Below are 12,909 nucleotides of genomic sequence, written 5' to 3' on the forward strand. Positions count from 1 at the left end.
CGTTTCCCCTCTGGAGGCTCCCGCCGCCCGGAATGGCGCGCGGCCTGCACTTAGGATGAAGGCATGGAGACCGGACCTGTCGCGCCCGTGGTGGAGCCCCGCCCGATGCGGGTGCTGGTGGTGGACGACGAGCGGAACATCCGCACCACGCTGCGCATGTGCCTGGAAGGGCTCGGCTGTGAGGTGCGCGAGGCCGCCACGCCCGACGCCGCGCTCGCCGCGCTCGCCCAGTCCCCGGCCGACCTCGCCTTCGTGGACCTGCGCCTGGGCACCTCGAGCGGGTTGGACCTGCTGCCCCGCCTGCTCGCCGAGTCCCCCACCCTGGATGTCGTCCTCATCACCGCCTACGCCACCTTCGACACCGCCGTGGAGGCGGTGAAGCGCGGCGCGCGCGACTACCTGCCCAAGCCCTTCACTCCGGCGCAGATACGGCACTTCGTGGAGAAGACGCGGGCGCACCGGGAGCTGAGCTCGCAGCTGGGCAACCTGGAGGGACAGCTCGCGCAGTCCGTGCCCGAGGCCACGCTGGAGACGGCCTCGCCGGCGATGCATGCGGCGATCGCGCTCGTCACCCGGGCGGCGGCCTCGGACGCGGCGGTGCTGCTGCGCGGGGAGAGCGGGACGGGCAAGGGGGTGCTCGCTCGGGCGCTGCACTCCATGAGCGCGCGGCGCCGACGGCAATTCGTCACCGTCAACTGCCCCACCCTCTCCGAGCAGCTCCTGTCGAGCGAGCTCTTCGGCCACGTGCGTGGGGCCTTCACGGGCGCGGTGAGGGACCAACCGGGCCGGGTGGAGCAGGCCGAGGGCGGCACGCTCTTCCTGGACGAGGTGGCGGAGATGAGCCCCGGGCTGCAGGCGCAGCTCTTGCGATTCCTCCAGGAGAAGCAGTTCGAGCGCCTGGGCGAGGGGCGGACGCGGCGGGCGGACGTGCGGGTGGTGGCGGCCACGAACCGGGACCTGGAGAAGGACGTGACCGAGGGCCACTTCCGGGAGGACCTGCTCTACCGGCTCAACGTCATCGAGGTGAAGCTGCCGGCGCTGCGAGAGCGGCCCGAGGACATCCTCCCGCTGGCGAGGCGCTTCGTGGCCTTCTTCGCGAAGGCGGCGCAGAGGCCACCGCCGGAGCTGTCGCCCGCGACGGAGAAGATGCTGCTGGCGTACCCGTGGCCGGGCAACGTGCGCGAGCTGCGCAACGCGATGGAGCGGGCGCTCATTGTGTGGCCGGCGGAGGTGCTGGAGCCGCAGGCGTTCCCAGACCGGATCGCCGCGGCGACGGGCTCGGTGGTGGCGCTGGGAGGGCCGCACACGCTGGAGGAGGTGGAGCGCGAGCACATCCTCCGGGTGATGGCGAGCGCCCCGACGCTGGACGAGGCCGCGCACATCCTCGGCATCGACGCGTCCACGCTGTGGCGCAAGCGCAAGAAGTACGAGTCCACCCCCGGCGGCACGGGCTGAGCCGCCAGGTGCGCACGCCGCTCCCTCAGAACGCCCAGCCCAGACCGACCGTCATGCGAGGGACCAGCGCCCAGGTGCGGCGAACGAGAACAAAGGATGCCTGTGCTCCAGAAGATGGGCCGAAGGGCGTGTCGGTGGTGGAGAGTGCCGCGAGGCCCGCTCCCACCTGCACGGTCAGACCGGGGGACAGGATGGCGGTGTAGCCCGCGCGCACGCTGCCTCCGTACTGGAGCGTCCGCCAACCCATTTCAACGGTCTGGTACTGGTAAAACTCGCCGAGTCCGAGGACCTGGTTCACGGTGACGTGGTGGGTGACCGACATCTCGAGGTGCGGCCCTACCCAGAAACCCTCGGGAGCGCGGCCAGCGAGATAGACATGCAGGCCCGGATCCACTCCCACGCCCCAGCGCCGGGTGGAGAAGCCGGGCTCTTCGGGGCCGCCATACCGATTCTCGTCGAAGTACACCGTGCCCTGCACCGACCCCGAGATCGCCACGTGCGTGCCCACCGCGTGCTCCACACCGGCTCCCAACAAGCCTGTCCCGCCATAGAGCATCGGCTGCGCCATCACCACCGTGCGCCGCTCCGCTGCTGACTCCACCTGCGGCTCCTCGGCCCGGCCCGTCAACGGCACCAACGCCACACCCACTCCAGCAGCCCAAGCGCCCCATCGCATCCACATCTTCATGACTGTCATTCCCTCCCATTCGCCGTCCGGCCGACGGCGCGCCCAGGAGGTTTGCAGCGCGCATGCCATCTGAAGCGTCAGAGGGAGGAACACGCAACGTGGGGCCCTCGGCTGACAGATTGGCCCGCGCATTCCCCAGACACGCACGACAATCTGTCTCTCTCATGACGGGCAGCGGGGCGCCCGTGGCGAAAGCAACGCTCAGGTCGCCGGGCCGATCTCGGGCCGCTCGCGCGCCTGTTCTCCCTCCTGCGGAAGGGTGAACCAGAACGTGCTCCCCAGGCCGGGTTCACTCGCCAGTCCCATCTCCCCACCGTGCGCCTGGACGATCTCCTGCGCGATGGACAACCCCAGCCCCGCGCCACCCGTGCTCGCGCCGGGCACCCGGTAGAACTTCTCGAAGATGCGATGCTGGTGCTCCGGGGCGATGCCCTCCCCCGTGTCCGCCACCTCGAAGCGCACCCGCTCGCCGTCGCGCCGGGCGCTCACCTTCACGTCGCCCCCATGCGAGGTGTGTCTCACCGCGTTGGCCACCAGGTTGGACAGCACCAATTGCAACCGCTCCGGGTCCGCCTCCACCTGCTCCAGCCCCGGCTCCAGCTCCGACGACAGCCGCACGCCCCGCTCGTCCGCCGCCACCCGGTGCGGGGCGAGCGCCGCCTCCAGCACCGCCTCAGACGACACCGGCCGCACCTCCAGCACCATGCGCCCCGCCTGCAACTTCGACAGGTCCAACAGGTCGTCCACAATGCCCTGCAATCGCTCGCAGTCCTCGCGGGCCGCGTACAGCAGGTCCGCCTGCTTCTCCGTGATGGGCCCCGCCACTCCCTCCACGCACAGGTGGATGGCCATGCGCAGCGACGTGAGCGGCGTGCGGAACTCGTGCGCCACCGTGGCCACCAGGTCGTTCTTCAGCTCGTCGAAGCGGCGCAGCCGTGTCACGTCCTGGAGGAGGACCGTCGCGCCCACCACGCCCCCGCCCTCGCCATAGACGGGGCTGCCTCGCGGCAGCAGCCAGCGGTCCCCCTCCGCGCTCTCCGCACGCACCGCCTCCTCGTAGCCACGCGGCAGGTACGGCCCCTTGCCTCCCAACACGTGCGCGCGCACCCGCTCCAGCACCTCGCGCACCTCGGGCGCCACCTGGCCCAACGGGCCCCCGCCGCCCTCCAATGACAACCGCAGCACCTCCTCGGCCGCGCGGTTGACGTTGAGCACGCCTCCGTCCACGCCGAACACCACCACCGGATCCGGCAGGCTGTCGATCGCCGCCTGCGAGGAGGACTGGGCCTGGAGCAGCTCGCCCAGCGAGCTCTGCCGGTAGCGTTGCAGCGCCTCGGCCATGGCGTTGAAGTCCCGGGCGAGCTGGGCGATCTCATCGCGGCCCTCCACCACCGCACGGGCGGCCAGGTCTCCCTGCCCCAACCGCTGCACCGCCTGCGAGAGCACGGACACCGGCCGCAGCGTCCGCTGCGTCAGCGACGCCGAGGCGAGCAGGCCTCCCACCAGCGCCACCACCACCGCCGTCACCATGAGCGTGTTCACCCGCCGGCTCTGCCGCTGCAGGGCGTCGCTCTTGCGCACCATCGCATCCTGGTTGAGCGCCAGAATCTCCTGCGTGGCCGCCTTGGCTTCCTGGAACTCCGGCGCCAGCGTGTCGAAGTACGCCGCTCGCGCCCGCTCGGACGAGTCCATCGCCAGGAAGGACTCGAAGCCGGAGCGGTAACGCTTCCAGGCCTCGCGCAGCCTCCGGGTGGCCTCACCCTCGCCCGGCTCGGTGATGTTGCCCTCCTGCACCTTCAACTCCATCTCGAGCGGCTGGACGTGCGCGTTCACCTGCTCCAGGCCCCGCTGCCGCTCGCCCGCGACGATGAAGAGGGAGGCGCTGTCCAGACGCTCCAGGTGCTCGATGATGCGCTGCATGGCCAGCACGCTGCGGTAGTTGTCCGCGAGGATCTCCTGCCCCGCGCGTCCCAACCGGCCGAGCGTATTCACCCCCAACACCCCCAGCAGCAGCAGCGCGAGCGCCAACGGAATCTGGGCCCACAGCAGCTTGTCGCGCAGCTTCATGGCCGGCGCTCCTCTTGCGGCGCCTCGAAGGACACCACGTGGATGTCGAAGCCCTCGCCCTCGCGCAGGAGCCGCACGTCCGAGGCCCGCCCCACCAGGCGCTTCCACCACGGCTGCTGGGAGCGCCCGACGATGATGTGACCCACCCCGTGCGAGCGGGCGAAGTCCAGCAGCGCCCCCACCGGATCCCTCCCCTTGAGCCGCACCACCTCGGCGCCCAGCTCGCGGGCCAGCTCGATGTTGGCCAGCAGGTGGCGCTGCGCCTCGGCGTCGATGAGGTGCGGGGCCTCGCCGGGCGTCTCCACGTAGACGACGAACCAGTCCGTGTTGAGCCGGCCGGCCATGCGCGAGCCGCGGCGCAGGAGCGTGGCCGCGTGCGGCGGGTTGCTGGAGAGCGCCACCATCACCCGGCCCCAGCCGCCACCCTTCTGCTGCGGCTCCTCGCCCGGACGGGCACGCGTGCCCGTGGCCCGGTCCAGGCTCTCAGCCACCTCGCGCAGCGCCAGCTCCCGCAGGGTGGAGAGGTTCTCCTGCCGAAAGAAGCTCTCCAGCGCGCTCTGCACCTTGTCCTGCGCGTAGATTTTTCCCGTCTTCAACCGCTCGTGCAGGTCCTCCACCGCCAGGTCCAGGTTCACCACCTGATCGGCGCTCTTGAGGAAGCTGTCGGGAATCGTCTCGCGCACGCGGATGCCCGTGGCGCGCTCGATGAGGTCATTGAGGCTCTCCAGGTGCTGCACATTGAAGGCGCCAATGACGTTGATGCCCGCGGCGAGCAGCTCCTCCACGTCCTGGTAGCGTCTGTGATTGCGGGCCAGCGGGACATTGGTGTGGGCCAGCTCGTCCACCACGGCCACCTGGGGCTTGCGCGCCAGCACCCCGTCCAGGTCCATCTCCTCCACGGAGACGTCGCGGTACCGGTAGACCTTGCGCGGCACCAGCTCCAGCCCCGCCACGAGCGCCTGCGTGTCGGCGCGGCCATGTGTCTCGATGAAGCCGAGCACCACGTCCACCCCACGCTTCTTCAGCGCATGGGACTCCTCGAGCATGCGGTAGGTCTTGCCCACGCCGGCGGCGAAGCCGATGTACAGCTTCAACCGCCCGCGCCGGCCTCGCTCCACCAGCTCGAGGAAGTCCTCCGCCCGGGTGCGTCGTGCGCTCATCGCGTGGCTCTACTCCGGGGGTGGGCCCGCTCGCAACGCCGCCGTGCCTCCGGGACGAGGCTCATCGCGCCCCCGAGGCCGTCTGCGGCTGCGGCGGGAGGCGGCCGAACTGACGATCCAACGCCAGGTTCAGCAGGAGCACGTTGACGCGCGGCTCGCCGAGCACGCCGAGGGTCCGGCCCTCCGCGTTGGCGTCCACCACGGCCTGGATGCGCTCGGGGGCCACGCCGCGAGCCCGGGCGATGCGGGGCACCTGCCAGTGCGCGGCCTCCGGAGACAGGTGGGGATCCAACCCGGAGCCGGAGGTGGTGACGAGCTCGGCGGGCACGGGACCGGGGGCGTCGGGGTTCTCCTGGCGCAGGCGCTCGGCGTCGGCCTGGGCCCGGTCCCTCAGCTTCTGGGCGGTGGGGCCCAGGTTGCTGCCGCTGGAGGCGGTGGCGTCATGGCCGTTGCCGGCGGCGGACGGACGAGGCTGGAAGTAGCCGGCCTGGGAGAAACCCTGGCTGATGAGGGCGCTGCCCACCACCTGGCCGCGCTCATCGGTGACGAGCGAGCCATCGGCCTCGTGGGGGAAGAGGAGCTGCGCCGCGCCGGTGATGGCCAGCGGGTAGAGGATGCCGGTGAGCGCCAGGGTGACGAGGCAGGCGCGCAGGGCGGTGACGAGTGCGGAGACCATGGAACAATTCCTTTCTCAAGCCAGCCCGACGGCGGTGAGCACCACGTCGATGGCCTTGATGCCGATGAAGGGGACGATGACGCCGCCCACGCCGTAGATGAGGAGGCTGCGCCGCAGGAGCGCCGCCGCGCCCAGGGGCCGGTAGCGCACGCCACGCAGCGCCAGCGGGATGAGCGCGATGATGATGAGCGCGTTGAAGATGACCGCGGAGAGGATGGCGCTGTAGGGCGAGGACAGACCCATGATGTTGAGCGGGGCGATCTGCGGGAACACCCCCATGAAGAGCGCGGGGAGGATGGCGAAGTACTTGGCCACGTCGTTGGCGATGGAGAACGTGGTGAGCGTGCCGCGCGTCATGAGCAGCTGCTTGCCCACCTCCACCACCTCGAGCAGCTTGGTGGGGTTGGAGTCCAGGTCCACCATGTTGCCGGCCTCCTTGGCGGCCTGGGTGCCGGTGTTCATCGCCACGCCCACGTCCGCCTGAGCGAGCGCGGGCGCGTCGTTGGTGCCATCGCCCGTCATGGCCACCAGCTTGCCCTTGGCCTGCTCGGCGCGGATGAGCTCCATCTTCGCCTCGGGAGTGGCCTCGGCGAGGAAGTCATCCACACCGGCCTCGCGGGCGATGGCCGCCGCCGTGCGCGGGTTGTCACCGGTAATCATCACTGTGCGGATGCCCATGGCGCGGAAGCGGTCGAAGCGCTCCTTGATGCCGCCCTTCACCACGTCCTTGAGGTGGATGATGCCCAGCACGCGCGCCCCGTCGGCCACCGCCAGCGGTGTGCCGCCCTGGTCTCCGATGCGCGCCGCCGTCTGCCGGAGGTCCGGCGGGACAGCGCCGCCCTGGGCCTCCACGTGCTTGATGACGGCGTCCACCGCACCCTTGCGGATGCTGCGCGGATAGGGGTCCACGAGGTCGCAGCCGCTCATGCGCGTCTGCGCGGTGAAGGGAACGAAGGTGGCCTGGTGCGCCTGGAGCTCGCGAGGGCGCATCTTGTACGTGTCCTTCACCAGCACGACGATGGAGCGGCCCTCGGGCGTCTCGTCCGCGAGGCTCGCGAGCTGCGAGGCCTCGGCCAGGTCCTCCATCCGCACGCCCGGCATGGGCAGCAGCTCCGTGGCCATGCGATTGCCCAGGGTGATGGTGCCCGTCTTGTCCAGGAGCAGCGTGTCCACGTCACCCGCCGCCTCCACCGCGCGGCCACTCATGGCCAGCACGTTCTTGCGCAGGAGCCGGTCCATCCCCGCGATGCCAATGGCGGACAGCAGGCCGCCAATCGTCGTGGGAATCAGGCACACCAGCAGCGCCACCACCGCCGTGCCCGACAGGTTCACCCCCGAGTAGAGCGCCATCGGCACCAGCGTCACGCACGCCAGCAGGAAGACGATGGTGAGACCCACCAGGAGGATGTGCAGGGCAATCTCGTTGGGCGTCTTCTGCCGCGCGGCGCCCTCGACGAGGCCAATCATCCGGTCCAGGAAGGACTCGCCCGGATCCGCGGTGATGCGCACCACGATGCGGTCGGAGAGCACCTTGGTGCCGCCCGTGACGGACGAGCGGTCGCCGCCGGACTCGCGGATGACGGGAGCGGACTCGCCGGTGATGGCGGACTCGTCCACGCTGGCGATGCCCGACACCACCTCGCCGTCGCCGGGGATGATGTCGCCCGCCTCGCAGACGACCTCGTGCCCCTTGCGCAGGCTGGGAGCGGCCACGCGCTCCTCGCGCCCGTCCACCAGGCGCCGGGCCAGGGTGTCCTTGCGCATCTTGCGCAGCGTGCTCGCCTGGGCCTTGCCACGGCCCTCGGCCACCGCCTCGGCGAAGTTGGCGAAGAGGACGGTGAACCACAGCCACAGCGTCACCAGCACGGTGAACCACACCGGCGTGGCCGCCGGCCCCGGCGTCACGAGGTCGCGCACCACCAGCACGGTGGTGAGCAGGCTGCCCGCCCACACCACGAACATCACCGGGTTGCGAGCCACATCCCGAGGGTCCAGTTTGCGCAGGCTGTCCACCAGCGCCTGTTTGACGAGCGCGGGCTCGAAGAGGGACGCGGGCTTGGAAGAAGGGGAAGCCATGGTCAGAACACCTTTCCGGACCGCGCGAGGAAGTGCTCGACGATGGGTCCGAGGGAGAGGGCGGGGAAGAAGGTGAGCGCGCCGACGATGACGACCACGCTCACCAGCAGGCCCGTGAAGATGGCGCCATTGGTGGGGAAGGTGCCGAGGCCCGGAGCCACCACCTTCTTGCCCACCATGGAGCCGGCGATGGCCAGCACCGGGACAATCATCAGGAAGCGCCCGGCGAGCATGGCCATGCCCAAGGAGATGTTCCAGAAGGGCGTGTTGGCGTTGAGGCCGGCGAAGGCGCTGCCGTTGTTGCCCGTGCCGCTGGTGTACGCGTAGAGAATCTCGGACAGGCCGTGAGGCCCCGCGTTGTTGAGCGAAGACACGCCCTGGGGAATCACCGCCGCCACCGCGCCCAGTCCGAGGATGACGAGCGGGAAGATGAGCACGTACAGCATGGCGAGCTTCATCTCCTTCGCCTCAATCTTCTTGCCGAGGTACTCGGGCGTACGGCCCACCATGAGGCCGGCGATGAAGACAGAGAGCACCACCATGACGAGGATGCCGTAGAGGCCGGCGCCCACGCCGCCGAAGATGACCTCGCCGAGCTGGATGTTGACCAGGGGCACCAGGCCACCGAGCGCGGTGAAACTGTCATGCATGGCATTGACCGCGCCGCACGAGGCATCCGTGGTGACGGTGGCGAAGAGCGCCGAGGCGGAGATGCCGAAGCGCGCCTCCTTGCCCTCCATGTTCCCGTCCTGCGCCACCTGGGCGGCGGCCACGGCGGGGTTGGCCTGGGACTCGGCGGCGTAGGCGGCGGCCACGCCCACGAAGAAGAGGATGCTCATGGCCGCGAAGAGGGCCCAGCCCTGCTTCGTGTCCCCGGCCATCTTCCCGTACGTGTACGTGAGGGCCGCGGGGATGGCGAAGATGGAGAGCATCTGCACCAGGTTGGTGAGCGGCGTGGGGTTCTCGAAGGGGTGGGCGCTGTTGGCGTTGAAGAAGCCGCCGCCATTGGTGCCCAGCATCTTGATGGCCTCCTGGGACGCCACCGGGCCCATGGCCAACGTCTGCTTCACGCCCTCGAGCGTGGTCAGCTCACGGTAGGGCGCGAAGTTCTGCAGCACCCCCTGCGACACCAGGAAGAGCGCGTAGACGACGCACAGGGGCAGCAGCACGTAGAGGGTGGCGCGGACGAGGTCCACCCAGAAGTTGCCGAGCGTCTTCTGCCCCTCGGGCCCGGGGCGCCGGGTGAAGCCGCGCGCGAGCGCCAGCGCCACACCGAGGCCCACCGCAGCGGAGATGAAGTTGTGCCAGGCCAACCCCGCCATCTGGGTGAGGTAGCTCATCGTCGACTCACCGGCATAGGACTGCCAGTTGGTGTTGGTGGTGAAGCTGGCCGCGGTGTTGAAGGCGAGCTCCGGTCCCACCGCCGGAAGGCCCTGCGGGTTGAGCGGCAGCACGTGCTGCAACCGCTGGATGCCGTAGGTGATGAGCATGCTGAAGAAGCTGAAGGCCAGCAGCGCGAGCGCGTACTGCCCCCACGTCTGCTCGCGCAGCGCCTCCCTGCCGCCGCACAGCCGCAGCAGGAAGCGCTCCACGGGCCCGAGCACCTTCGGCAGGGGCTGGGTGGGCCCCTCGAAGACCTGGAAGAGGTAGAGGCCCAGCGGCTTCGTCACCGCGAGCACCAGCCCGGAGAAGAGGAGTATCTGCAACCAACCGATGAGCGTCATGGCGGGTCCCTAGAAGCGCTCCGGACGGAGCAGGGCGTAGACGAGGTAGACGGAGAGCAGCACCGCGAGCGCGGCGCCGGCGACGTATTCGAAGGTCATGGGATGTCTTCCGGGTCAGAGGCGCTCGCAGCCGTGGGTGTAGGCCCACGAGAGCGCGAAGAAACCGACGGTCACGAGCACGAGGACGAGGTCCATGGAGGCTCCTGGTTAGAAGTACGCGGTGGCTCCACCCACCACGAGGGTCTGGTTGCGGCGCGGGACGGGGGTGCCCTCGGCGGTCGTCTCGGAACCGCCAAAGACATCCGCGGTGGAGCGGTCATGCCGAGCCTCCAGCTTGAGGACGAGGTGCTCGGCGGGCTTCACCTCGAGGGTGACGGTGCCCTCCACCAGCCGTTGGGCCGTGCCGCTGATGAGGCCGTCCCGGTCATGGAAGACCTCCGCGCGGGCGGCCACCGCCACCGGCTTTGCAATCTGCACACGGGCGTTGAGGCCGGCTGCGTACCAGAGCGCCGCGTCCTGTCCGGGCCGGTGCTGGGTGCCCACGTCCGTGGTGCCCGAGACACTGAAGGCATCCGTCACCTTGTAGGTGGCCACCAGGTCGCCGAAGAGGCGCAGGCCCGTGGCATCTCCCGAGCCCTCCTCGCCGATGAAGGTATTGAAGGAGGCGGAGAGCCGGTCCCCCGAGTACGCCACCTGCGTGCCCAGCGCCTTGCCCCGGTTGTTCTCTCCAATCGTCTGCCAGCCATTGAGCAGGTGGAGCTGCGCGCTCCACGCGTCGGAGAACTTCCAGGTGCCCTTGAGACCCGTCTGGTAATAGGGCGACAGCTCGCCCATCCACGAGCGGGTGTACGTCCAGTTGGCCTGCGACTGGAACGTCTCCAGGCCGATGTGGCTCGGGTAGACGCCGGCCTCCAGCGTGAGCGGCCCGTGCGCGTAGGACAGCGAGGCCTGCTGGAGGTAGCGCCACACCTGGGGCCCGATGGCGGTACCCACCGGCTCGGCCGCGTGCACCACCTCCATCGCGGTGCCAATGCCCACCAGCACGTGCAGGCCCACCGGCGCCGGGTCCAGGCTCAGACCCAGACTGGCCAGGTTGATGGAAAACGCGTTGTCGCGCTTGCCGGTGGTGCCGGTGCCGGGGATGAAGTTGGCGCCATCCGCCGGCCGGTTGAAGTTGTAGCCGTAATAGAAGTCGACTCCGCCCTCGGGCTTCAGCCGCGAGACGAGCGACTCGAGCGGGGAGGAAGAGGGCTCCTCCTCGGCCTCAGCGGCGGGCGGTGACGCGGGCTCCGAGGAGGAGGGCTCGGCCGGAGCCGCCTGGGCGAGCAGCAGGGAAGAAAGCAGGGCTGGAAGTTCGCAAGGGGACATAGCGTGTCCCCTTCCCCAGAGCAGCCGCCGTACCACCCGCGACCCGGGCCAGGGTCAGCGATTCCGCCCGGTTGCATACGCCCTCCCCTCCCCGCGGTTGCAAACTGCACGCTGCCCGCCCCCCGCGCCGTGCTCCTTGAAAGGCGTACACCGCCCCACCCTGGGCAATCTCTTGAGCCGGGTGAAGGCGAGCAGTCGAGCGAGCGGCTCAGGGACCGCCCGCCGGCACATGGATGTCGTGCCGGGACTGCTGGCTGGCGAGGTAGGCGTCCTCGGCCTGCACGAGGAGCGCGCGGATGGCGGCTGTGGAGGGAGCCTCCACCAAGGCCTGCCGCAGGCGGACGTCTCGCAGCAGCGCCGCGATGCGCGCGAGCACACTCAGGTGCGTGCCGGGTGCGTGCGTGGGTGAGACGAGCGTCACGAAGAGGTGCACCGGCCTGCCGTCCCGAGCGCCGAAGTCCACTCCCTCACGGTCCACGGCGACACAGGCGGTGATGTGCCGCATCCGATCGAACCGGCAGTGGGGGATGGCCACCCCGTCACCGATGGCGGTGCTGGAGATGCGCTCGCGGGCCACGAGCTCCTTCTCGAGCTGCTCGCTCGGGGCCCGCGTCGTCGCCGCGAGCACCCCCGCCAGCTCGTGCAACACCTCGTCCCTGTCCCGGGCCTTCAGGTCCGCGACGATGCAATCCTCCGACAGGAAATCGGTGAAGCGCATCCCACACCTCCCTCAGAGCGCGGGAGCCACCCGCTCCCGTCCGGAGAGCACGATGCATGCGGCGAGCACGCGCACGCTGAAGGCGTCCCGCTCCGCATCCTCGAAGGCCCGAGCGAGCGCCGCTGGATCATCATCCAGGAAGAGGGTGGAACCGAGCCGATCGAACATGTGCGCGAGCAGCTCCCTGCAGCAGGTGCAACGCCGGGCGCTCTCCAGCACATGCTCAGCCCGGTGGCGCGCATCGGCAAGTCCCCCCGCGCCCAGGAGGCGGACAGCCCTGGGCATGTTGTCCGCTGGCGCACCGGCCCGGACCTCCGACGAGATGGGGAGCAAGCGCAGCAACCCCGCGAACGATGGAATCCTCATGAGTTCCTCCAACGCGGGGCGGCATGCCCCGGCATCCCGAGGACAGGGCATCGGCCGTGCCAGGAGCCGGGTCCGCCAACCCCGCGACGCCTGGAGCATTCGCCGTGGCCTCGCGGCGCCCATCGTTCGTTCTGCAAGGAGACGCCTTGCAGGATGCGGCGCGCCCTCCCCTCATGCCCCGCCTGCCCGTCTGGACTCACAGCAGTCGCGGTGGGCTGGGACCCGGCACGCTCAGCGCGTCCCGGATGGAAGGAAGGGAGCGAGCCGCTCGCGGCAGGCATCCTGGCACTCGGGGAAGAGCCGGAGGAAGCGGGCCTGCTCGCGGCATGAGGGAAGGAGCCTGGGGTCCGTCCCCCGCAAGCAGAGGGTCTCGAACGACTGCCAGGTCTTGTCGAAGAGTACGGCTCGGGCCGGTGGCTCCATGGCCTCCAGGGCGCGCTGCTCCGCGGTGAGTGCCCATATCACGAAGGTGACCAGGAGGAGCCCCAGGGCCACCAGCACCGGCAGCTCACGCCGCCAGGGGCGGGACAGTGTCTCGTGCTCCCCGGGAGGCGGGCGCGCCTCGGGCTCCGGGTCGACGAGAGGAGAGTGGGGAGGAAAAGGCATGGGGT

The 12,909-nt window shown here is 70.1% G+C and carries 12 protein-coding genes; 1 reads left to right on the forward strand and 11 read right to left on the reverse strand.

What is annotated here, in order from left to right; translation table 11 throughout:
- The first annotated feature begins 63 nt into the window (after positions 1–63).
- On the forward strand, positions 64–1,455 hold the full coding sequence (locus tag DAT35_RS07655; protein WP_108066223.1) for a sigma-54 dependent transcriptional regulator: 1,392 nt from the start codon (positions 64–66) through the stop codon (positions 1,453–1,455).
- 25 nt (positions 1,456–1,480) lie between these two features.
- On the opposite strand, the gene DAT35_RS07660 is transcribed toward DAT35_RS07655, so the two are convergent.
- The 11 genes from DAT35_RS07660 to DAT35_RS07710 form a co-directional block, all read right to left on the reverse strand.
- Positions 1,481–2,143 (reverse strand): DUF3575 domain-containing protein, encoded by a 663-nt coding sequence (locus DAT35_RS07660; RefSeq protein ID WP_158501593.1) that lies wholly within the window; start codon positions 2,141–2,143, stop codon positions 1,481–1,483.
- Between the two features lie 201 nt (positions 2,144–2,344).
- Entirely contained in the window at positions 2,345–4,210 is a 1,866-nt protein-coding gene (locus DAT35_RS07665) for an ATP-binding protein (protein WP_108066225.1), read from the reverse strand.
- On the reverse strand, positions 4,207–5,370 hold the full coding sequence (locus DAT35_RS07670) for a sensor protein KdpD (protein ID WP_108066226.1): 1,164 nt from the start codon (positions 5,368–5,370) through the stop codon (positions 4,207–4,209). Before DAT35_RS07670 ends, DAT35_RS07665 begins: the two co-directional genes overlap by 4 nt.
- A gap of 61 nt (positions 5,371–5,431) precedes the next feature.
- Positions 5,432–6,046 carry a potassium-transporting ATPase subunit KdpC gene (kdpC, locus tag DAT35_RS07675; protein ID WP_108066227.1) on the reverse strand — a complete coding sequence of 205 codons (615 nt, stop codon included), beginning with the start codon at positions 6,044–6,046 and terminating at the stop codon, positions 5,432–5,434.
- A gap of 15 nt (positions 6,047–6,061) precedes the next feature.
- The gene (gene kdpB / locus DAT35_RS07680; protein WP_108066228.1) at positions 6,062–8,122 is read right to left on the reverse strand and encodes a potassium-transporting ATPase subunit KdpB; all 2,061 of its coding nucleotides are present in this window, start codon (positions 8,120–8,122) and stop codon (positions 6,062–6,064) included.
- Positions 8,123–8,124: 2 nt separating this feature from the next.
- Positions 8,125–9,846 (reverse strand): potassium-transporting ATPase subunit KdpA, encoded by a 1,722-nt coding sequence (gene kdpA, locus DAT35_RS07685; RefSeq protein WP_108066229.1) that lies wholly within the window; start codon positions 9,844–9,846, stop codon positions 8,125–8,127.
- 9 nt (positions 9,847–9,855) lie between these two features.
- Positions 9,856–9,945 (reverse strand): K(+)-transporting ATPase subunit F, encoded by a 90-nt coding sequence (gene kdpF, locus DAT35_RS07690; protein WP_108066230.1) that lies wholly within the window; start codon positions 9,943–9,945, stop codon positions 9,856–9,858.
- A gap of 108 nt (positions 9,946–10,053) precedes the next feature.
- Complete coding sequence (locus tag DAT35_RS07695; RefSeq protein ID WP_108066231.1) at positions 10,054–11,214, reverse strand: porin; 1,161 nt, start codon at positions 11,212–11,214, stop codon at positions 10,054–10,056.
- 208 nt (positions 11,215–11,422) lie between these two features.
- Entirely contained in the window at positions 11,423–11,932 is a 510-nt protein-coding gene (locus tag DAT35_RS07700) for a PTS sugar transporter subunit IIA (RefSeq protein WP_108066232.1), read from the reverse strand.
- A gap of 12 nt (positions 11,933–11,944) precedes the next feature.
- On the reverse strand, positions 11,945–12,298 hold the full coding sequence (locus DAT35_RS07705) for a hypothetical protein (protein ID WP_108066233.1): 354 nt from the start codon (positions 12,296–12,298) through the stop codon (positions 11,945–11,947).
- 231 nt (positions 12,299–12,529) lie between these two features.
- A complete protein-coding gene (locus DAT35_RS07710) occupies positions 12,530–12,904 on the reverse strand; it encodes a hypothetical protein (protein ID WP_146209616.1) in 375 nt (124 codons plus the stop codon).
- Positions 12,905–12,909 lie beyond the last annotated feature (5 nt).

The sequence above is a fragment of the Vitiosangium sp. GDMCC 1.1324 genome (assembly GCF_003044305.1).
Taxonomy (GTDB): domain Bacteria; phylum Myxococcota; class Myxococcia; order Myxococcales; family Myxococcaceae; genus Archangium.

What these genes read in the sequence shown, in the direction of transcription:
- DAT35_RS07655 (WP_108066223.1), top strand. Translation starts at nt 64, where the DNA reads ATGGAGACCGGACCTGTCGCGCCCGTGGTGGAGCCCCGCCCGATGCGG.
- DAT35_RS07665 (WP_108066225.1), bottom strand. Translation starts at nt 4,210, where the DNA reads ATGAAGCTGCGCGACAAGCTGCTGTGGGCCCAGATTCCGTTGGCGCTC.
- DAT35_RS07710 (WP_146209616.1), bottom strand. Translation starts at nt 12,904, where the DNA reads ATGCCTTTTCCTCCCCACTCTCCTCTCGTCGACCCGGAGCCCGAGGCG.
- kdpA (WP_108066229.1), bottom strand. Translation starts at nt 9,846, where the DNA reads ATGACGCTCATCGGTTGGTTGCAGATACTCCTCTTCTCCGGGCTGGTG.
- kdpB (WP_108066228.1), bottom strand. Translation starts at nt 8,122, where the DNA reads ATGGCTTCCCCTTCTTCCAAGCCCGCGTCCCTCTTCGAGCCCGCGCTC.
- DAT35_RS07660 (WP_158501593.1), bottom strand. Translation starts at nt 2,143, where the DNA reads ATGAAGATGTGGATGCGATGGGGCGCTTGGGCTGCTGGAGTGGGTGTG.
- DAT35_RS07670 (WP_108066226.1), bottom strand. Translation starts at nt 5,370, where the DNA reads ATGAGCGCACGACGCACCCGGGCGGAGGACTTCCTCGAGCTGGTGGAG.
- DAT35_RS07700 (WP_108066232.1), bottom strand. Translation starts at nt 11,932, where the DNA reads ATGCGCTTCACCGATTTCCTGTCGGAGGATTGCATCGTCGCGGACCTG.
- kdpF (WP_108066230.1), bottom strand. Translation starts at nt 9,945, where the DNA reads ATGACCTTCGAATACGTCGCCGGCGCCGCGCTCGCGGTGCTGCTCTCC.
- kdpC (WP_108066227.1), bottom strand. Translation starts at nt 6,046, where the DNA reads ATGGTCTCCGCACTCGTCACCGCCCTGCGCGCCTGCCTCGTCACCCTG.
- DAT35_RS07705 (WP_108066233.1), bottom strand. Translation starts at nt 12,298, where the DNA reads ATGAGGATTCCATCGTTCGCGGGGTTGCTGCGCTTGCTCCCCATCTCG.
- DAT35_RS07695 (WP_108066231.1), bottom strand. Translation starts at nt 11,214, where the DNA reads ATGTCCCCTTGCGAACTTCCAGCCCTGCTTTCTTCCCTGCTGCTCGCC.